Source organism: Actinomycetota bacterium (assembly GCA_040757835.1).
Lineage (GTDB): Bacteria > Actinomycetota > Geothermincolia > Geothermincolales > RBG-13-55-18 > SURF-21.
Genome location: JBFLWJ010000001.1, coordinates 409,658 through 429,454, shown reverse-complemented (window position 1 = coordinate 429,454; position 19,797 = coordinate 409,658). Strand labels below are relative to the sequence as shown.

20 protein-coding genes are annotated in these 19,797 nt (G+C 62.6%); 5 read left to right on the top strand and 15 right to left on the bottom strand.

Going from position 1 to position 19,797, the window contains the following annotated elements; all coding sequences use genetic code 11:
- The first annotated feature begins 69 nt into the window (after window positions 1-69).
- From AB1384_01930 to AB1384_01910, 5 genes are all read left to right on the top strand, one after another.
- The gene (locus AB1384_01930) at window positions 70-288 is read left to right on the top strand and encodes a DUF1858 domain-containing protein (GenBank protein MEW6553031.1); all 219 of its coding nucleotides are present in this window, start codon (window positions 70-72) and stop codon (window positions 286-288) included.
- 176 nt (window positions 289-464) lie between these two features.
- Complete coding sequence (locus tag AB1384_01925) at window positions 465-1,223, top strand: glycerophosphodiester phosphodiesterase (GenBank protein ID MEW6553030.1); 759 nt, start codon at window positions 465-467, stop codon at window positions 1,221-1,223.
- 23 nt (window positions 1,224-1,246) lie between these two features.
- Window positions 1,247-2,344 carry a GAF domain-containing protein gene (locus AB1384_01920; GenBank protein MEW6553029.1) on the top strand — a complete coding sequence of 366 codons (1,098 nt, stop codon included), beginning with the start codon at window positions 1,247-1,249 and terminating at the stop codon, window positions 2,342-2,344.
- A 571-nt stretch (window positions 2,345-2,915) separates the two neighbouring features.
- Entirely contained in the window at window positions 2,916-4,637 is a 1,722-nt protein-coding gene (locus AB1384_01915; protein ID MEW6553028.1) for an AMP-binding protein, read from the top strand.
- Window positions 4,638-5,212: 575 nt separating this feature from the next.
- A complete protein-coding gene (locus AB1384_01910) occupies window positions 5,213-6,271 on the top strand; it encodes a hypothetical protein (GenBank protein ID MEW6553027.1) in 1,059 nt (352 codons plus the stop codon).
- 120 nt (window positions 6,272-6,391) lie between these two features.
- On the opposite strand, the gene AB1384_01905 is transcribed toward AB1384_01910, so the two are convergent.
- The 15 genes from AB1384_01905 to nrdR all read right to left on the bottom strand — a co-directional run bounded on the left by AB1384_01905 (window position 6,392) and on the right by nrdR (window position 19,622).
- Window positions 6,392-6,808: a Zn-ribbon domain-containing OB-fold protein gene (locus AB1384_01905; GenBank protein ID MEW6553026.1), complete on the bottom strand. Its 417-nt coding sequence runs from the start codon at window positions 6,806-6,808 to the stop codon at window positions 6,392-6,394.
- A 4-nt stretch (window positions 6,809-6,812) separates the two neighbouring features.
- Complete coding sequence (locus AB1384_01900; GenBank protein ID MEW6553025.1) at window positions 6,813-8,078, bottom strand: hypothetical protein; 1,266 nt, start codon at window positions 8,076-8,078, stop codon at window positions 6,813-6,815.
- 91 nt (window positions 8,079-8,169) lie between these two features.
- Window positions 8,170-8,577, bottom strand: a complete 408-nt coding sequence (locus tag AB1384_01895; protein ID MEW6553024.1) for a cobalamin-dependent protein — start codon at window positions 8,575-8,577, stop codon at window positions 8,170-8,172.
- A 15-nt stretch (window positions 8,578-8,592) separates the two neighbouring features.
- Window positions 8,593-10,266: a methylmalonyl-CoA mutase family protein gene (locus AB1384_01890; protein MEW6553023.1), complete on the bottom strand. Its 1,674-nt coding sequence runs from the start codon at window positions 10,264-10,266 to the stop codon at window positions 8,593-8,595.
- A gap of 76 nt (window positions 10,267-10,342) precedes the next feature.
- On the bottom strand, window positions 10,343-11,482 hold the full coding sequence (locus tag AB1384_01885; protein MEW6553022.1) for an acyl-CoA dehydrogenase family protein: 1,140 nt from the start codon (window positions 11,480-11,482) through the stop codon (window positions 10,343-10,345).
- An 81-nt stretch (window positions 11,483-11,563) separates the two neighbouring features.
- A complete protein-coding gene (locus AB1384_01880; GenBank protein MEW6553021.1) occupies window positions 11,564-12,322 on the bottom strand; it encodes a 3-oxoacyl-ACP reductase family protein in 759 nt (252 codons plus the stop codon).
- Between the two features lie 37 nt (window positions 12,323-12,359).
- Window positions 12,360-12,782 (bottom strand): PaaI family thioesterase, encoded by a 423-nt coding sequence (locus AB1384_01875; protein ID MEW6553020.1) that lies wholly within the window; start codon window positions 12,780-12,782, stop codon window positions 12,360-12,362.
- Between the two features lie 215 nt (window positions 12,783-12,997).
- A complete protein-coding gene (locus AB1384_01870) occupies window positions 12,998-13,648 on the bottom strand; it encodes a TetR/AcrR family transcriptional regulator (GenBank protein ID MEW6553019.1) in 651 nt (216 codons plus the stop codon).
- Between the two features lie 24 nt (window positions 13,649-13,672).
- Window positions 13,673-14,263: a PadR family transcriptional regulator gene (locus tag AB1384_01865; protein MEW6553018.1), complete on the bottom strand. Its 591-nt coding sequence runs from the start codon at window positions 14,261-14,263 to the stop codon at window positions 13,673-13,675.
- A gap of 112 nt (window positions 14,264-14,375) precedes the next feature.
- Entirely contained in the window at window positions 14,376-15,008 is a 633-nt protein-coding gene (locus AB1384_01860) for a DUF3786 domain-containing protein (GenBank protein MEW6553017.1), read from the bottom strand.
- A gap of 33 nt (window positions 15,009-15,041) precedes the next feature.
- Window positions 15,042-15,257, bottom strand: a complete 216-nt coding sequence (locus tag AB1384_01855) for a hypothetical protein (protein MEW6553016.1) — start codon at window positions 15,255-15,257, stop codon at window positions 15,042-15,044.
- 117 nt (window positions 15,258-15,374) lie between these two features.
- A complete protein-coding gene (locus AB1384_01850; GenBank protein ID MEW6553015.1) occupies window positions 15,375-16,094 on the bottom strand; it encodes an anaerobic ribonucleoside-triphosphate reductase activating protein in 720 nt (239 codons plus the stop codon).
- A gap of 2 nt (window positions 16,095-16,096) precedes the next feature.
- The gene (locus AB1384_01845; GenBank protein MEW6553014.1) at window positions 16,097-16,342 is read right to left on the bottom strand and encodes a hypothetical protein; all 246 of its coding nucleotides are present in this window, start codon (window positions 16,340-16,342) and stop codon (window positions 16,097-16,099) included.
- A complete protein-coding gene (nrdD, locus tag AB1384_01840; GenBank protein ID MEW6553013.1) occupies window positions 16,317-19,100 on the bottom strand; it encodes an anaerobic ribonucleoside-triphosphate reductase in 2,784 nt (927 codons plus the stop codon). The genes AB1384_01845 and nrdD overlap by 26 nt, the downstream gene beginning before the upstream one ends.
- A 57-nt stretch (window positions 19,101-19,157) precedes the next feature.
- Window positions 19,158-19,622, bottom strand: a complete 465-nt coding sequence (gene nrdR / locus AB1384_01835; GenBank protein ID MEW6553012.1) for a transcriptional regulator NrdR — start codon at window positions 19,620-19,622, stop codon at window positions 19,158-19,160.
- Window positions 19,623-19,797 lie beyond the last annotated feature (175 nt).

Below are 19,797 nucleotides of genomic sequence, written 5' to 3'. Positions count from 1 at the left end.
AATCCCTGGCCTCGGAGGAATATTATGCTTAAACTACACTATAGAGGCATCGAATAAGGAGGTGAGAACATGGCGATTACCAAGGACATGACCATCCAGGAGGTGGTCGAGAGCAATCCGGAGACCATCAGGGTCTTCCTGGAGCACGGCCTGCACTGTATCGGATGCGCCGTTGCGCGTTTTGAGAATATCGAGCAGGGGGCCATGGCCCACGGCATAGATGTAGACGCTCTGATCAAGGACCTCAACGAGAAGACGACCGGAAACAACGGAGAAGGCACGCAATAGGGCAGGATGTCCACGGCGTAGATGATCGAGCAAAAGACCGCTAAAGGCGGTCTTTTTCTCTTGCCCACCCCACCACCACGGGCCGCCGGGCCGCACCAGGGGAGAGCCGGGCGCTGACCGGGATGCTTAAAGTAATGGGCCGCCCCGTGCCGAACTTTACAACAGAGGTGAGGCAATTGCTTATAAGGACAGGGAGCGGCGAGGGAGCGAGCAGGGAGCTCGCCCTCATCAGCCACCGGGGAGGCAAAGGTTTCGGACCCGAAAACACCCTGCAGGCCCTGCAGGCGGCCCTGGACCACGGCGTGGAGATGGTCGAGACAGATGTGCGCATGACCGCGGACAGGGTCCCCGTCATCCATCACAGCCCCTTTATAGGCCTGCACCTGATCTCCCGCATGGACGCGGATGAGCTGGCGGAGAAGGCGCCGGAAGTGCCCACCCTCGAGGCCTTCCTCACCCTCGCGGCGGACCGCTGCGCCGTCAACCTGGAGGTAAAGAAGTGTGACGCCGACGTCCTGGCCGCGACCATCGCGGGCGCCGCCCTGGCCCACCCTATACTGGTAAGCTCCTTCGACGCGGAATTCCTCCGGGACTTCAGGGAGACAGCATCAGGGGCCGAACTGGGGCTGCTCAGCCAGTACGAGCTGACCGCGGAGCGCATGCTCAGGGACGCCGAGCGCTGCGGCGCCACCACCCTGCTGCCGGCGAGCTTCACCGTCCGGCGGAACCTGGTGGAGGAGGCGCACACGGCGGGCGCCAGGGTCATCGCCTGGACGGTCAACTCCACCCAGCTACTGGGGGAGATGGTCGCAGCGGGAGTGGACGGGATCATCACCGACGCCTACAGCGAGATGAAGTCGTTCCTGGAGGCAGCGCCGGGTATACGGGAAGCCGCTGAAGCTGTGGCCGCGTGCGGCGCGGATAATCCAGCGTGAAACGTGAAAAGGAAGGGCAGAACATGGCGAACAGAAAGGGAGCCAGCGCCGACAGACCGGTGAGCGTATTCTCACTCGTGCTCATGATCCTCATGGTCGTGGTCATCATCTTCCTGGTCCTGGTGCAGAACGTGGACAGCTTCTCGGAGTTCTTCGGGGGCACGACCTTCAAGATAATCTTCGATATCGCCATCGTGGCCGGACTGGTCCTATTCGCCGCCTACCTGTTCACGCGCAGCTCAGAATACAACCGGCGGCTGGAGGCCATGATCGACCGTCTCGAGAGGTCCAATATGCTGCTGCAGGTGCTCAACAGCATCCAGGAGAGCGCGAACGCGAACCTCGACGCCCAGGGCCTGCTGGAGAGGTCGCTGGAGGCGGTGATGCCGCTCACCTCGTCCCTGGGCACTATCTACCTGCTCGACGAGGAGACCTCCCGCCTCGTGCCGCGTGCCCGCTACGGCACCGAAACCCCCCTGCGCGACCTTCCGGACTTCGCCATCGGAGAGGGGATAGTGGGCATGGTCGCCCAGTCTGGCGAGCCCGTCGAGGACAGGGGAGAGGGTCCGCGCTCACCGGGGATGGTCCGCTACGCCCTGCCCATCAGATCGGGCAACAGGCTAATGGGCGTGCTGGTGGCGGGCACCGGCAAGGGCGCATACACCGAGGAAGAGAAGACGCTGCTGCAGGCGGTATCCGAGGTACTGGGCAACTCGTTGACCAACGCCAAGCTCTTCAACCTGACCAAGCGCGCACTGGAGACGACCAGGAAGACGCAGGGTTACCTGGAGAGCTTCGTCCACGAAGCGCGCATGGGGGTGCTGGTGCTGGACGATCGCGGCGCGATGATGATCATCAACCAGGAGGCTGGGATGTACCTGGGCGCGGAGAAGGGCGACCTGTTGGGACGCAACGCCCTCGAGGCCCTGGATGCGCTGGGCACCAGGGGGCAGGACCTCGCCAGGGGATTCAGGGAATGCTACCGCGATATGCAGAGCTCCCATTACACCCAACCCGTATACGACGACACCACCATGCAGACAGCGGTGGTCAACATCTTTCCCCTCTTCAAGGAGGGCGGAGAGCTCATCGGGGCCGCGGCTACCATCAACAGCACCTGAGGGCCGGTTGCGAAAACCATGCGACCCCAACTATCCCGCTTTTCCCCAAATTGGAAGCAGCTGACCTGAGGGGCCAGCTGCCTTCCGGGTGGGGCGTTGGACTTTAAAAGTCCTATACATATTGTCGGCCAAAGTACAACAGCTTTCCATCGACCTTTGGTATTAGAGAACCTGCGCTTTTATGAAGGATCGCCTTTTTTGGTAGTATTGCTTACCCGCGCGGAGCGGGGCGGGACCCCCAGGAGTCTGCGCGGGCCGGGTGTGTGGGCGCCCGGTGCAAGCCGGGCAGGTGACCGGCACTACGGCGCATAGGGAGGCGGCAGGCCATACGGTTTTGAAAGGCCTTTGCTTTTGGGTTATGATACCTTTACCGTTCCCGCCACGTTGATCGTGGCACCTGCAAGAGGGAGCGGTGGGGTAGAGGCGCTGAGAAACGGCAGGCACAAGCACGCTGACGACATCTCTTACTGTTCCCGCCTGCTGACCGGCGGGGATGCTTCCGGGGGTCGGGGACGGGGTAATCAGCAGGCTTGTCCGGTAGGGTAAACGGAGTCTATGGGGGAGGGAGACCATGGAAAAGAACTTCAAGTACTGGCCCAAAGGTGTTTTCAGGAACCTGAGCTACCCGGAGGTGCCGATCCAGCAACTCCTGCGCTCAGCGGTGCTGCAGTGGCCCTGGCGCAACGCCATCATCTTCGGTGGCATGGAGATGACCTACCAGGAACTTGACACCCTGTCCGACCGCTTCGCCACCGCCCTGGCGGCCTTGGGGGTGAAGAAGGGGGACCGGGTGGGCGTCCACCTGCCCAACTCTCCCCATTTCGCCATCGCCTACTACGGGCTGCTCAAGGCCGGTGCCATCTTCGTCCCCATGAGCCCCCTGCTGGCGGACCGGGAGATCGACTTCGAGCTCAACGACGCGGGGGTGGAGACCTTCATCGGCCTGGACATGCTCTTCACGGTGCCACAGCAGGTGATCCCCAACAGCCCGGTGAAGAGGACAATCCTCGTCAGCCTGGCGGATGCCTATCCGCCCCTCACCGCGCCCGTGAAGATGCTTCAGAAACAGCCGGTGCCCGAGGGGACCCTCGATTTCGCGGCCCTGCTCGCCGAATATCCGGCCGAGCCGCCCGAGATAGAGTTCAACCCCAAGGAGGACCTGGCCCACATCGCCTACACGGGCGGCACCACCGGCACGCCCAAGGGCGTGATGATCACCCATTATAACGCGGTGGTGAACTGCTGCCAGTTCGCGTACTGGTTCTTTGGCGGAGATATCGACTACCAGGACGGCAAGTTCATGACCAAGCGCATGGAAGGCGACCGGGAGGAGGACCATATCCTGGGGCAGGGAGTAGAGGTCTCTCTCATCGTCGTACCCTGGTTCCACGCCATGGGCGTCATCGGCTACCTCTCCATGCAGCTCAGTGGCGGCAATACCCTGGTGGTATTCCCGCGCTTCGAGCCCACGGAATACCTGCAGGCCATACCCAAGTATGGCGCCACCGTCTTCGGGGGCGCCCCCCAGCTCTTCGTGCCCCTGGTGGAGAACCCGTTGTTCAAGGAGACCGACATGAGCGGGGTCAAGCTGGTCGTCTCCGGGGCGGCCCCGATACCGCAGCACCTCCTGGAGACCATGCAGGAGAAGATACCCGGTGTCATCTGCGAGGCCTACGGGCTCTCCGAGTGCACCATGGGCTGTTGCGCCAACCCTCCCAGCCGGGAGGGTTTCCGCCTCGGCTCCGTCGGGCTGCCCATCCCGGACACCGAGATCGTACTCAGGGACGCCGAGGACGGCGTGACCGAGGTGCCGGTGGGCGAGATAGGGGAGATCTGCATCAAGGGGCCGCAGGTGATGCAGGGATACTGGAACAGGCCGGAGGAGACGGCGCAGGTGCTCAAGGACGGCTGGCTGTACACCGGAGACATCGGCCGCTTCGACGAGGACGGCTATCTCTACATCGTCGACCGCAAGAAGGACATGCTCATCTACAAGGGCTATAATGTCTACCCCCGCGACCTCGAGGACGTCATCAACGACCACCCCGCCGTGGCGCAGTCCGCCGTGGTGGGGAAGTACGACGAGCGGGCCGGAGACATCCCCGTCGCCTTCGTAGAGCTCAAACCGGGTGCGCAAACCAGCGAGGAGGAACTCCTGGAATACGCCAACGCCAAGCTGGCAGCCTATAAGAAGATCAGGTTGATACGTATCGTCGAGGCCCTTCCCGCAAGCGGAGCGGGGAAGATCCTCCGCAGGGAACTGCGCGACCAGGCCCAGGACTTCAAGATCTGAGCCTGCTCGCGCGGCACGAGAATGAAGGGAGGCCCGGCCCGGCCGGGCCTCCCTCAAGAATATAAACTTTACATAAGATATATTATCGGCGTTATCGAGGTGGGCGTCGCGTCCACTCTAGCTTCAGCAGCTAACCTCCCGGGGGCCGTTAGGAACTGACCGTCGGCTTCTCGACCGCTCTCTCCTGGCGCGCCACCCCTTTTTCACGTATGTCCACGGACATAATAGCCGTGTTGCCTCCCGGCGGGGCTTTCACGCATCGCCTCCATCTCGGCTCTCCTGACCGTCACCGGCCCTTTCGTTGCAGACCGCCGCTCCGCCACCCGGACCGGCACCGCCTTCCGCTCCCGCCACGGCTGAAGACATCGCGGAGCGGCAGCCCTTTTTGCTTTGCGTGGGACGGGACGGCCCATTAGTCCCTGAGACGACGCTCAAAGCATCAAAACGTACGATATATACAGACATGTATATATGTAACCCCTTTTATTTCAATACCGGAGAGTAACGCTTATACTGGTTCCTATCAGGGCCGGGGCGCCTCATTGATGGGCGACATCGTCTGCCGGGAGGAGAACATGGCCAAGGTAAAGGTTTGCGGGAGCTGCGGGGTACCCAGGGAGTTCTCCCGCGAACACGACTGGAACTCCGACGGTTCCATATCCCAGAAGAAGAACCCGGACCACCGGGTCATATTCTACGAGACCGAGGGCATCAACCTCCTGCTCGCCAACATCTCCGAACTGGTGGGCATACCCATCGACCGTATCGCCATCGAGGGCAAACGCAAATCGACCTTCAACTACGCCAGCGGCATGTTCTCGGGGATGAAGCTGGTGATCATCAAGGCCCTGCTGCGCCGCAAGGTCTACGAGACCATCGCCAAGCGCGGCGCCCTCCTGGGTTACGGCCACTACGAGTTGCTCGACTTCAAACCGGGAGAGTTCCTCGAGATCCATGCGCGCAATACCTACAGCCGCATCTTCTTCAGCGGGGACATAGCGGGGGTCTTCAACGTGGTGGAGGGCCTGCCGGCCGAGGTCACTTACGAGGAGCGCGATGACGGCCTGGCGATACGGGTCGTCCCCGGCGCCGAGGTTGAAGAGATGGCGCAGCGCCTGGAGCGCGTCGTCCTGCCGCGCAAGCCCGGCGCCATCTCCTACCAGCGCTGCCCGGAATGCGGCCTGCCCCTCGACTTCAAGGACTATCGCTGGGACGTCGATGACGGGTCCATCACCGACAAGGCGACGGGAAGGCGCATGGCCATCCTGGGAGCAGAGGGCGTGGAATCCGTATTCCGCGAACTGGAAGCGGAACTGGGCGAGGAGTTGCCCAGGACCATCGTCGAGGCGCAGCGACGATACGTCGTGGAGGTCCTTGGCCAGGAAGAGGTCCGCCGGGACCCGAGTTACCTGACCCGCCAGGTCGCACTCCGCGGCATGGGCAACGTGGTCGAGTTCGAACTGGAGCGCGGCAGCCTCCGGGTGGTGGTGGAGAACGCCCTCCCTCCCCTGCTGGTGGCCGGCATGCTGCAGGGCATCTTCGATCTCCTGAGCGGGGGCAGCTCGGATCTGGCCTACCGGCGCGACGGCGGCACCTTGATCTTGAGCCTCAAAGCTTCCCGGGAGGCCTCCTGACGCGCGGCCGAGCCGGCACCTTCTCCCTGCCTACGAGACCGGCCTGAAAGCCCCCGGCAGCCATATCTCACTCGCGGGCCGGGCTGCGGCCTACGTCCAGCACCGTTTTCTATGCCGGTCTCAGCTGGGCCTGAAGGCCAGCAGGGTCTTGGCCCCTTCCCCCTCGCCCAGGCGGATGAAGTCCGACTTCATTGGGGTGCCTATGGCGATGGACTCCGGCCTGGCCGCGTCGACCCCCTCGATGCGGGCTACGATCCTCGGGCCTTCCTTCAGGGTGACGACCCCGGTGCAATAGGGGTTCCTGCGGTCATAACCCAGTTCGACCATGTGGGGCGGCGCCACGAATATGCAGGTGAAGGCGGCCAGCTCGCCTTCCCCGACCATCTCGTGCCACTCCATGTCGTCACTGCGGCAGGCGATGCAGAAATGGCGCGGCGGCACGTAGAGCTCGCCGCACTTCCTGCACCTGGATCCCATGAACTTGCCCTCGCTCAGGAACTGCCGGTAAGAGATATCGCTGAAAGGACGCTCTTCCATCGCCCTACCTCCTCTCGAAGATGGTGAAGGTGCAGGTGCCGCCGGTGCCGCCCAGGTTCTGGGTGGCACCGATATAGAGATCCCTTCCCGGGATCTGCCTCTCCCCCGCCTCTCCCCGCAGTTGCTTCCATATCTCGAACATCTGGGCCGTGCCCGTGGCCCCCACGGGGTGCCCTTTGCACTTAAGCCCCCCCGAGGTGTTGATGGGCATGCGCCCGTCCCTTCTCGTCTCGCCCTCGGCGATGGCCTTGTACCCCTCCCCCGCCTCGAAGAAACCCAGGTCCTCGATGTGGATCAGCTCGGCGATGCTGAAACAGTCGTGCACCTCCGCGAACTGGATGTCCCGTGGCTTCAGCCCGGACATGCCGTAGGCCTCCTTGGCGGCGTTCTTGTTGGCCTCGAACGAGGTCAGGCTGGGGCAGGCATGCAGGCCCCTGCCGCTGCCCTGGCCGAACCCCACCACGTAGATGGGATCGTCCGTGAAGTCTTTGGCCAGCTCCTCGGCGACCATGAGCACGCAGCTTGCCCCGTCGCTGATGGGGCAGCAGTCGTAGAGGTGCATGGGCCAGGCTACCGGCGGATTGAAGGCCGGGTCCCACAAGGCCTCCTTCTCGTCGGCCCAGCCGGGGACGGGCAGCCCCTTCTTCTCCGCCTTCGCCTTTCTGGCCTCCATGAGGTCCTTGATGGTCTGCTTGAACTGGCCCTTGGGATTGAGGGGGGCGTTCTCATGGCTCTTGATGGTGATGTTCATGAGGTGCTCGCGCCCGGCCCCGTACTTGTTGAAATATGCCGTGGCCAGGGCCCCGAAGACCCCCGGGAAGGTATAACCCGCATCGCCCTCATAGGGGGAGGTGGCCAGGGCCAGGCCCTCGGTGACCTCCTCCGTCGTACACTTGGACATCTCCTCCACCCCTCCCGCCAGGACTATATCGTACATGCCGGAGGCGATGGCCATGAGGCCGTCCCGCATCGCCAGGGTGCTGGAGGCGCAGGCACCCTCGGTCCTGGTCACAGCCTTGGGAGCGATGCCCGTCAGGTCGGCGATTATCGGCCCCCAGTGCGCCTGGTGCACGAAGAAATCGTTACTGAAGTTGCCGATCCAGGCGGCCTGAATGTCAGCGGGGTCGAAGCCCTTGTCCACGCCGGCGATCATCTCGCTGAAGGCCTCGGCGAAGACGTCCTTGGAGTCCTTGTCTGGGAACATGCCGAAGTTCGACATGCCCGCTCCGACGATCGCGACTCCCCTGCCCAACTTTCTCTTACCTGTCATCAGCCGACCTCCTTAAACCTGGTGACCAGACTTGCATCTGCCGTCTGGCCCCGCCCGTATGGTGGCAGCGCCCGTCTGGCGGCGGCCCGGGTCATACGGCCTCCCTCTGCCTGAGCCTTTCCATTATGAAATCGACGATGTCCTGGGTGGCCGTGGCGGGTCCGAAGACCCCGTCTATACCGATCTCCCGTAGCTCGGCATGGTCCTGCTCGGGGAAGACCCCCCCGATGAGCAACAGGAAATCATCGCGCGCGCCCTGTTGCTCGAGTTCGGTGACGATCTCGCGGCTCCATTCCAGGTGTGCCCCGGAATGCACGGAAAACCCTATGACGTCCACGTCCTCCTGTATGGCCGCCTCCACTACTCCCTTGACGTTCTTGAAGCCGAAGAAGATGGTCTCCATGCCGGCCTCGGAAAGCGCCTTGGAAACGGTCATAATTCCGCGCCAGTGCCCGTCCAGGCCCGGCTTGAACAGCAGTACCCTGATCTTCCTATCCACGTATCCACCCCCTATTCAAGCCACGAAAGGCAACTGCCAGATGCCCCATATCTCGCGGTACACGCCGGTTATCTCCCCCAGGGACGCGCCGGCAGCGGTGAGTTCCCTGACCACCGGCAGCACGTTCTCCCGCTTCTCGCAGACTGATCGAAGCTGGTCGAGGAGGACCGAGACCTTCGCATTGTCCCGCTCAGCGCGCAGGTCCGCCAGCCTCTTCTTCTCTATCTCGGCGGCGCGGGGGTTGGTGCGGAAAGGCGGCGTTGGGTCCTCCCCCTCCATGACGTAACAGTTCACCCCGATGATGCTCTCCCTGCCGCTCTCCTGGTCGCGCCGGCGCTTGTTGAAAGCCTTGCTCATCTCATTGAACAGCCAGCCCGTGTTCAGGGCCTCGACCACGCCGCCCATCTCCTCGATGCGCATGAAGTATTCCCAGATGCGCTCCTCCAGTTCCCTGGTGAGGGATTCCACGTAGTAGGACCCCGCCAAGGGATCGACGACCGAGGCCACCCCGGTCTCCTCCTGGATCAGTTCCTGGGTGCGCACGGCCAGGCGTACCGACTCCTCCGACGGCAGGCAGATGGCCTCGTCGTACGAGTTGGTGTGCAGGGACTGCGTGCCGCCGAGGACCGCCTCCAGGGCCTGGTAGGCGGTACGGATTATATTGACCATCGGCTGCTGGGCGGTGAGGGAGCTTCCGGCGGTCTGCACGTGGAAGCGGAAGCGGTAGGCGTCGGGGTTTTCAGGCTGATAACGCTCCTTCATCAAGCGGTACCAGAGCTTGCGCGCGGCACGGTACTTCGCAATCTCCTCGAAGAAATCGCGGTGAGCCGAGAGGTGGAATGCCAGGCGGTGTACGAAATCGTCGATCTTCCAACCCCGCCGCAGCAGCTCATCGATGTGCGCCACGGCGTTGGCCAGCCCCATGGCTATCTCCTGCACCGCATCTATGCCCCCCTCGCGGTAGTTGTAGGTGGTGAAGTTGATGGGGTTCCAGCGCGGCGCCTCGCCCATGGCGGTGCAGTACTCGATGAGATCGCATGCCAGCTTGAGCAGGTCGGCGGGCCTCAAAGAGCCCCAGGGGATGTAGCCGATGGTCATGGTGAGGATATCGTTCTGGGTGGTGCCCGAAAACTGCTCCTTGCGCAGGCCCCGTTCTTTGAGGACGTTGAAGTACATGGAAGTGATGGCCGCCGAGGTCATGGGCTCCACCACCAGGGCTACGCTCATCTTGTCCAGCGGCAGGTCTTCGGCAAGGGCCTTCATCCCCCGTATGGAAAAGAGCGGCACTCCTTCCTTCCCTACCTCGTGCGCGGCTCCTTCAACCTCCTGGTCCGGGTCCACGCCCGAGAAGGTCAGCGAATCGACGGCGGCTGAGAACCCGGTCTCCCCTTCCTCATAGAGCATCTTCCAGCGCTGATTGGTCTCCTCCGGCGTGCCGTGGCCGGAGAACATGCGAATGGTCCAGAGCCTGCCCCGGTACATGGTCGGGTACACGCCCCGGACGAATGGTGGCTGGCCGGGAAACCCGATGTCCTCGAGGTAGTCTATCCCCTCCGTGTCCAGGGGCGTATACAGGTCTTTCACCTCGATACCGGCGTCGCTCACGAATTCGTCCCTGCGCTCGGCCCACCGCTCTTTGTCCTTCTTCCATTCCTCTTCCGCCTGCCGGATCTTATCGTTCTCCTCCATCCTCACCAACCCCTTTTATCTCGTACCGCCCCGGCTTCTGCCATGCGGCCTTCGATCGCTCCCCGGGCTCTCCCGCTCAACCCTTGAGAAGCGACCTGGATATGACCAGGCGCTGTATCTGGTTAGTCCCCTCGTATATCTGGGTTATCTTGGCATCGCGCATCATGCGCTCCACGGGGTAGTCCTTCATGTAGCCATAACCCCCCATGACCTGCACGGCATCGGTGGTCACGCGCATGGCGGTGTCGGACGCCTTCATCTTGGCCATGGCCGAGTAGAGAGAGAGGTCTGGGTCCTTATTGTCCGCCATGGCCGCCGACCTGTAGACCAGCATGCGAGAGGATTCCACCTCGGTCGCCATGTCCGCCAGCATGAACCCGACCCCCTGCAGCAGGCCTATGGGCTTTCCGAACGACTTACGCTCGCGCGCCCAGCTGACAGCGCTCTCCAGGGCCCCCTGGGCCAGGCCAAGTGCCTGCGCTCCAACCAGGGGGCGCGAGTTGTCCAGCGTTTTCATGGCCGTAACGAAGCCGGTACCCTCCCCGCCCAGCATGTTTTCCGCCGGCACCCGGCAATCGTCGAAACGCAGCTCCGTGACCTGCGCTCCCCGCAGCCCCATCTTGTCCTCGACCTTCCCCATGCTCAGGCCCTCTCCCGCTTCCACACAGAAAGCGCTAATGCCACGGTAGCCTTTCTCGGGATCGGTCATGCAGAACACGGAATGCACCTTCGCCAGGCCCCCGTTGGTGATGAAGCATTTCTCCCCGTTGATCAGGTAATCGTCACCGTCACGCCTGGCGATGGTCTTCGTCGCCCCGGCGTCGGAACCGGAGTCCCGTTCGGTCAGGCAGAAGGCCGCCAGCTTGTCCCCCGTGGCGGTGGCGGGAAGGTACTTGCGCTTGGTCTCGTCCGAGCCGGCGGTGACGATGGGGTACACGGCCAGCTTCTGCACGACGAAGATGAGAGAGCTGGTGCCGCATACCCTCGCCAGCTCCTCGCCCACAATACAGCAGGACAGCAGATCGGCGCCCGCGCCGCCGTATTCCTCCGGTATGGCGTAACCCAGCAGGCCCTGGGAGGCCAGCAGTTGCTGGATGTCCCAGGGGTATTCGCCGGAACGGTCGATCTCGGCAGCACGCGGGGCGATTTTCTCCTCCGCCAGCCGCCTGATCTCCTTGCGCAGCGCCTCCTGTTGCGGTGTCAGATAGAAACCCATGTCTTTCCTTTCGCTTATAACGTCCGCCGCATGGGGCAGCTTCGTCCCATCCTCTGCCGCGGCGGCCGTTCCGCGCAACTTCTAGAACGTGAACAGGCTTATACCGCCGCTGACCTCGATTGCCTCACCGGTGACGAAGCTGGCTTCATCGGAGGCGAGAAAGGCTATGACCTCGGAGAGTTCCCTCGGATCACCGGAGCGGCGCATGGCCACACGCTTGATGATGCGCTCCCGGAAGGGTTCGGCCACGTCATAGAAACTGCCGGCGTCGAACACCCCGAGCACCACGGCGTTGCAGGTGATGTTCTTCCGCGCGCCCTCCAGCGCCACCGTTTTGGTCAACCCCAAAAGACCCGCCTTGGTCGCGGCGTAGCTGCACTGGCCGAAGCCGCCCATGGTGCCTGTCACGGAGGATACGTTGATGATCCTCCCCCAGCCCTTCTCGGCCATGCCGGCGAAAACCGCCTTGATGAGCAGGAAAGGCCCCGTGAGGTTGATACCGACGTCCGCGTCCCAGTCCTCCTTGCTCATGTCGGTGATGGTAATCGCCCTGACTATTCCCGTGGCGGCGTTGTTGACCAGTATATCCACAGGCCCCAGCTCCCCGACTACCTTCGCCACCCCTTGCTTGACGCTGTTTTCGTCGGCCAGGTCTATCCCGACCGCCATGGAGCGTCGTCCCTTCGCCCCGATCTCCTCCACCACCGCCAACGCTTTGGCCTCGTTGCTGTTGTAGGCGAGCGCCACATCCGCCCCGTGCTCGGCCAGCACCAAGCCGTGTACCCTTCCCAGGCCCCCCGATCCCCCGGTGACCAGCGCAACCTTTCCTTCCAGAGACATCCATTTCCCCCTTTACGATCGCCGCTCCCGACAGTCCCTACACCTCTTCTTCCAGCGGTTTGCCGGTATGATATGCCCAACCGTGACAGCGGGCCACTTCTCCACCATCCGCGCTGCTCACCACCATGCGGTAAAAGCCCATTTTTCCCGCCCTCTTGATCAGTTCGACCTCCGCATACAGTTCGCCCTGTTGGGGCGGCGCCGCGAGGAAGTCGATCCCCACCGACAGGGCCATGGCCCTCGTGCCGAACGAATTCGCAGCCGCCCCGAAGGCCACGTCGGCCAGGGAGAAGATAACCCCGCCGTGGATCATGCCCATGAAGTTAAGGTGCCCCGGTCCAAGTCTCAACCTGACCCTGGCCCACCCCTGCCTCAGCTCCAGTAGCTCGGCCCCCAGGGTATTCGCGTACGAGTCACCCTCTATCCGTTTTCTGGTTTGCGCGGCGACCTCATCGACCATCCCACACCCCCATCCTGCGTCTCATGAGCGTATCTGTCATTCCCTGCTGCCCGCCTGCGGTTTTTCTCTCCGGTCGCCGTCTTCATGCCCGCTCACCGCCGTCTGGGGCATAAACGGTGAAGTCCTGCTGCCGAAAACGTCGCTACCCCTGGGAAACTGAAAAACTCAATTGCGTTTACGCGTTTAATACATTCAAGCACCATGCATTTTACCTGTCAAGAAGCGTCCAGCGGCTCGCCGCTCCGCCCCCCGACCCGCATCCTTTGCCCCGGCTCCTCCCGCCCGTCTCCCCTTGACGAGGGCGTGACGATCCCCTCCATGAGGATCTTCATGAATGCGGCATAGACGTCCTCCAGGCTGAGCCCGCTTTCTATCAGGAGGTAGGGGTTTCGCGAGATCTCCACGATCCCCTGCACCATGTAGGCTAGCACCACCGGGTTGACGTCGGAGCGGAATTCTCCGCTCCTCTCCCCCTGTTCTATGATGCGGATGAGCGTGTTGACGATCTTCTGGTAAAAATCGCCATAGATGTCGAATACGTCCGGGAAATACGTCTCCACTTCACTCACCAGGGATGGCTTGATGTGGGAGACCTCGTCGATGACATGCTTGCTCATGAGGTAGAGCTTGGTCATGGCGTCTTCGTCGAGTTCCAGTATCTCCTCCGCGCGCCGCAGTATCTTGGCGGCCCTGCGGTTGAGCGCCAGCGCGAAGAGCTCGTCCTTGGAGCCGAACGACTCGTACACCGTCTTCTTGCTCATGCGCAGCCGGCGCGAGAGGTCGTCCATATTGAAACGCCGGTAGCCGACTTCGAAGGCGAGTTCCTCCGCTTCCTGCAGTATCTTTTTCCGCTTGTCGTCGTTCATCTCAGCACGGCTTTCCCGGAGGGACTATCCCTTCTTGCCCGATGACCTTCCCTTGCGATCCAGCCCCGATCCACGCCTGCGTTCACCTTCGCCCTCTATTCTAGCAACAATACCGCCGATCCAGCGCGACTCTTCTCCATATGCGGATTGTTCCCTGGCCAGTATGTCCAGAAACGTCTCGTCCGCTATCCCGTCCAGCAGCTCCCTCTCCCTCGCCAGTTGCCTGGCCTGGGCGGCAAGAAACTCGCGGCGCTGCCGTAAGGCATCCGCCGCCTCCTTTTTGTCCAGGCAGTCAAGGAAGAATACTCCGACCGCGGTGCTCATGCGTATGGGCTCCCGGCTCGAGCAGATGGAATACACGAGGTCCCGCAACCTCTCCTGGCCGGCCGCGGTGATAGCATAGACCCTCTTTTCCGGCAGGTTCCCCTCCCTCTCGGTCCAGGAGGTCAGGCACCCCTCCTCCTGCAGGCGCGCCAGTGCCTTGTAGACGCCGACCTTGCTGGCGCGTGCCCAACGCAGCATACCCCTTTCCCCCATCTCGCGCACTAGGTCGTACCCGTGCCTCTCTCCCTGCGCGAGCAGCCCCAGGACCATGGCCGCCACCCTGGAGACCATGTCCCCACCTCCTTATAGTTAACTGTTTATCGGTTAACTGTTAACTATTATATGGCGCCGCCTCAACACCGTCCACGCTGGCGTGAAGACATCCATCGTGGCCCCCCACCGCTCATCGCGGCGGGGGTACCTCCAGCTTCCCGTCGGCGATGCGGATAAGGCGGTTCACGACCTCGCCGCAGAGCATGCGCAATTCGAAAGCGTTGAGGTAAGAAGTAGCCGAGACATCGAAGAGGATTCGCGCATTGGGCGCGAACTCCTCGTCTCCCCTCCAGATGATGAAGAGGAGCGGCAGGCGCGGGAAGGTGCCGATCACCATGCCCAGGTCGCCCTGGTCCACCTCCCGCCCGCCCAGTTCAAGGCAGGCGGCCCGCATCCCCTCCAGGTCGGCACCGAACCTGCGGCATACCCTCTCCTCCACGGTGTCCGAGAAGCTCTTGGTGTAGAAGAGTCCGTCCTTCAGCTCGCGGTACGGCACCCACTGGTTGGCCAGGGGGACCGCCGTCGCGTTGGCCATGTACAGAACGGCCAGGAGTTTGACCACGTATGTATCGAGGAACGGGGGCACCTCAAAGGACAGTTCCGGGTAGCGGATGCGCATCTCCCAGCGCATGATGCCCAACCTGAACTCGCCGCCCTCGCAGGGGATGCCGGTCCTCTCGGATATCTCCTCCGCGCTCCCCGCCTTCAGCGCCCGGCTCGGTTCCGCGAAGGGGTCCTGCGCCCGTGGTCCGTCCTCTGCCATGTTCCGTTCCTTCCCTGCTTTTGCCGTGGCCTGCTACGGCCATCGCTGGCCGGCACCGCGGTCGCGCATCTTCTGTGGTGCAGCCGCCACAACACCTGGCCGGGCCGGGCCGGAGCCGCTCAGGTCGATGGACTCGCCCCCCGCCAGCCTGGCCAGCGGCGCCGGCTGAGGCGCTCCCCCGGCATCGCATCCTTTATACACCAGTCGCATGCTGTGGCGTGACGCGGCGGGGTATATGGTCTCGCTCACGCATAAAGACTTTCCCGCCTGAGCGGCTGAGGTCGCACGCTCTCCGCTGCGATCTTGCGATACTGCGCCCATCTTATCTCCTCGGGGATCAGCCCTCGGGCTGGAACCTCCGGCCCTTCAGCGCGCCGCCCCCACCAGGCCCCTCACCCGTGTGGGCACGGTGCGTGACAGCTTTTCCGACCAATCCAGCAACACCTCGTCCGCGTAGCCCTTCCTGCCGGCATAACCCGGTTCCAGGGTGCGTTCGGAGCGGAACTGCTGCAGCACCAGGGACGCCGCGCCCTCCAGCCGCCGGGCCAGCGATTCGAGGTCCTCCAGCCCCACCAGTCCCGGCACCACCGTGCAGCGGAACTCGTGCTCGACGCCGCTGGCGATTATGGCCCTGATGGACTCTCCTATTCTCCCAGGGTCAACCGGCCGCCGCACCACCTGGGGGTACCTAGCGAGCGAGGCCTTGAGGTCCATGGCCACGAAGTCCACCAGGCCGTCCGAGAGCATCTCCGCAAGCAGGCGCGGGCGCGAGCCGTTGCTGTCTATCTTCACCGCCATGCCCATGGCCTTGAGCCGCCCGCACAGCAGCGGCAAGTCGTCGTGGATGGTCGGCTCTCCCCCGGTGATGGAGACCCCGTCCAGCCAACCGGAGCGCTCGCGCAGGAAAAAGGCGAGGTCATCCCAGGCGATCGTCTCCGCCGGGCCGCCCTCCGCCAGCAACTCGGGGTTGTGGCAGTAAGGGCAGCAAAAGTTGCAGCCGCCCAGGAAGAGTACGGCGCAGATCTTCCCCGGCCAGTCCAGCATGCTCGAGGGCAGCAGGCCCCTCATGTTCTCGAAACAAGCCATGTTCAGACGAGGTACTCGGATACGTCCCTGGGGCTCGGCACGGAGCAGCGCCAGGCGAACACCTCGCTCCCGCTCTCATCGACGACCACTATGGACGGGGTGCACAGTACGCTGTAGTAGGCGGCTTCCGCCAGGCCGTCCGGCTGCTCGATGTCGTATATCTCCGTCTCCGGGAAGCTGCTCGCTACCTCCTTGGCCGCCGGACACTTCTGGCAGTCCTGCTTAACGAAGACCTTGAGATGCTGCATGCTCCCAACCCCCTTTCAGGTCCGTCCTTACGCGGTCTTTCAGCTCCCCCACCTTCCCCTTGTTCCAGGTGGTCACCTTGGAGAAGTAGCCCACGATGCGGGTGATGCCGTAGGTGTTGTCCGAGCCGCACCGCGGACACTCCTCGTGCAGGCCGCGGTGGGTGCGCCTGCAGTCGTTGCACACCGTGAACTCCGGGGAGAAGGCGATCTGCGACGACTGCGTATTGTGGAAGGTCTTGATGACGAAGTTCTTTATCGACGCCGGGTCCGGCTCGCTCTCCCCCAGCCATATATGGCAGATGGCCCCCGCGTCGATGAGCGGGTGGAATAGGCTCTGCTTGTGCACCCGCTCGATGTAGTCGAGGTCCGCTTCCACGTTGAGGTGTACGCTGTTGGTGTAGTAGAACTCGTCCTTGTCCAGCCCGCCCTTGAGCACCCGCAGAGCCTGGGTGGGATAGTACTTGGTGTCCAGCTTGGCCAGGCGGTAGCCGCTGGACTCCGCCGGCGACTCCTCGAGCACCAGGTTGATGCCGTACTCCTGGGAGAGGCGCTTACAGGTCAGGTTCATGTGGGCGACCACCTTGAGGCCAAACTTCAGCGCTTCCTGGGACTGGTGCAGCTCCATGCCCGTGTGGTACTGCACCATCTCGTTGAGGCCGAGCAGGCCCGCGAGATAGGTCAGGCGCTCCAGCCGCAGGTAGGGCTCACCGTCCTTGGCGTCACAGAGGACGGAGAGGGGCCCGCCCACACCCTGCTCGAGGAGAGTGCCGATGAACGCCTTCTTCTGGATGTGCGCGTTGGCCACCAGTTGCAGCGCCTTCTCCAGTTCGTGGAAGAGCACCTCGTCCGACCCGTTCGCCTTGTAGGCGATGCGCGGCAGGTTTATGGTGATGTTCTGCAGGGCGGAGAAACGCATCCTCTCCGGCCTCATGGCCTCCTGGAGGTCTTCCTCGTTGAGTTTCAGTTTCAACCGGCAGCACTGGGAGACGGTGATCTCGTCGCCACGGTCGAAGACGAAATAGGTTATCCCCTGGCGCGAGGCCACCCTGCAGGCTAGGTCCAGGAACTCTTCGTGGCCCTCGGTACGGAAGAAGTCGTCGTTGATATGTAGCAGCGGCTTGGGAAAGACGAAGGTCTTGCCCATGGCGTCTCCCTCCAGGTAGACCTCGAAGAGGGCGGTGAGGAAGGTCTGGGCCTCCTTCTCGTAGTCCTTGTAGGTCTTGCCGGTGTACTCTCCCCCGGGGCCGATGGCCGGGGCGTCCCGGAAGTGGCGCGGGATACTCCAGTAGAGGTTGAAGTCGGTGAAGACCACCTGGCTCCCCCGGGCGCCGGCGAGCTGGTTGAACTCGTAGATAAGCATCTGGGCCAGCTGCTTTATGCGCTCGTAGCCCAGCCCCACCAGGTAGGGGGCGAAGAACATGTTCACCGCTTCCCAGCCGATGGCCCCCGCGTAGTGCGACTGCAGGGTGGAGGCCATCTTCACCATGTGGCCAATGAGCACCTCGGGGTGCTTGGCCGGCCTGGACGTGCTGGTGATGTTGGGCAGCGAGATGCCGTACTTCTTGATATAGTCCAGGCTGTGTCCGCCACAGTTGTGTGAATAGATGCCGTTGGCGATGAGGGTCCCGCTGTCGGTGGTGACGTCGTAAATGTATACGTCCAGCACCTCGACGGGCTCCGCCATGATCACCCTGGCGCGCCGCGATGCCGGCGCTGGTTCTCCCCTCCCGTGCTCGCGGCCGCGCCGTACGCGCGTCCCCATGGAGGCTTGCGCCGCCTCGGAGACCAGCTCCTGCAGCCTCTGGTGGGCGACGAAGACGTCCTCCGCGTTGAAGCGGAACTTGAAGGAGGTGGCATTGGCCTCGACCAGGTGGGTGATGTTTATCTCCTCCAACCCCCGGGTGCGGCCCTCCTCCACGTCCAGGGTCTCCATCTCCTCCCCCACCTCGACCAGGGAAGCCGGCTTGATGTCGTCAGAGGTGATCACCGGGTGGTCGTGGGTGACCACGCAGTATTTACCGTCCGAGGTGGCCAGAAAGACCATGCCCTTGCCCAGGCGGTCCTTCTTCACCACGCGCTTGATGTCCGTCCAGTTGCCCCCGCGGTCCAGCATCTCCAGCCTGCCGGGGTATTTGACCCGCACCGTCGGCTCCGGCCACGTCTCGCCGGGCAGCAGGTGATAGAGCTGCTCCATGGTGGTGGTGAAGACCAGTTGCGTGCCCTTGACCCTCCAGTGCACCACCGTGTCCCCCAGGTAGGAGTAGGGCCTGATGATGAACCCCAGGTCGTGGAGGTGGATGTCCCCCACCATGTGCGCCCGGGCGATGTCCTCGCTGAAGACGTTGCGCAGTGCGAACTCCTTGAGGATGGCCTCGGCCAGGGTGAGGTTGATGGACTCCGGGTTGTGGGTGGTGTTGGAGTTCTCCTTGTTGGCGCTGGTGATGATCTGCTCCACATCGTACATGGGAAGTCCGATGTGGGAGTGCTTCTTGTGCATGGTCCCCAGGCCCCGTTCCAGGAGCTCCAGGTCCACCAGCTCGCGGATGATGGAGGTGGTCACGGTGTTGATGTGGCCCTGGATTATGCGCTCCTCCACGCGGTCCGCGATCTCCCGGGCCAGCTCCGGGGTGGCGTCGGTCTCCAGGACCAGCGAGTTCACTATCTTGTCCTTGTCCCAGAGGTTGATCTCCTCCTTCGAGGAGGTGCTCACCAGGAGAGCTATGTCGGTGGCGTCGCTCGCCCGGTCGTTTCTCTTCAATACTCTTATGTTGCTTGCAGCGGACACCTCTAATCCCCCTCTCTCGTGCGAGACCGCTTAAAGGTCTTCCTTTTTCTCCAGCAGTTGCCCCAGTTCACTCTGGAATTCGCTGATATCTTTGAAGTTCTTGTATACCGAGGCGAAGCGGAGATAAGCTACCTCGTCTATCTCCTTGAGTTTCCTCAACACTGCCATGCCGATATGGCTGGCGCTGATCTCTTTCTTGCCTTCCTCACGCAGTTCGGCCTCTATCTCCGAGGCCAGGTCCTCTATCTGCTGGCTGGTGACAGGCCTCTTCTCGAAAGCCTTTCCCAGCCCCACCAGTATCTTCTCGCGCCTATAGGGTTCCCGGTCCCCGTTGCGCTTGACCACCGTCACCGGGAACTGCTCGAAGCGCTCGAAGGTCGTGAACCTCTTCTTGCAGCCCTTGCATTCCCTTCTCCGCCTGATCACCTGCCCGCCATCCGCACTTCGTGAGTCGATCACTTTGCTGTCCGGGTCTCCGCAAAAGGGGCATTTCATCGCTTTCCCCCTCCCCGTACAGGATATCCCACATATTGTGCTTTACATGGACTATAAACCACTAAATGTTGAGTTGTCAAGTCTTTTAGCGAAAATTCTACCATTTTATTACTATCTATTTACTTTATGTTTATACTGCCGACATAAACCTTTAATGAACCTTTACTTTAAGCCG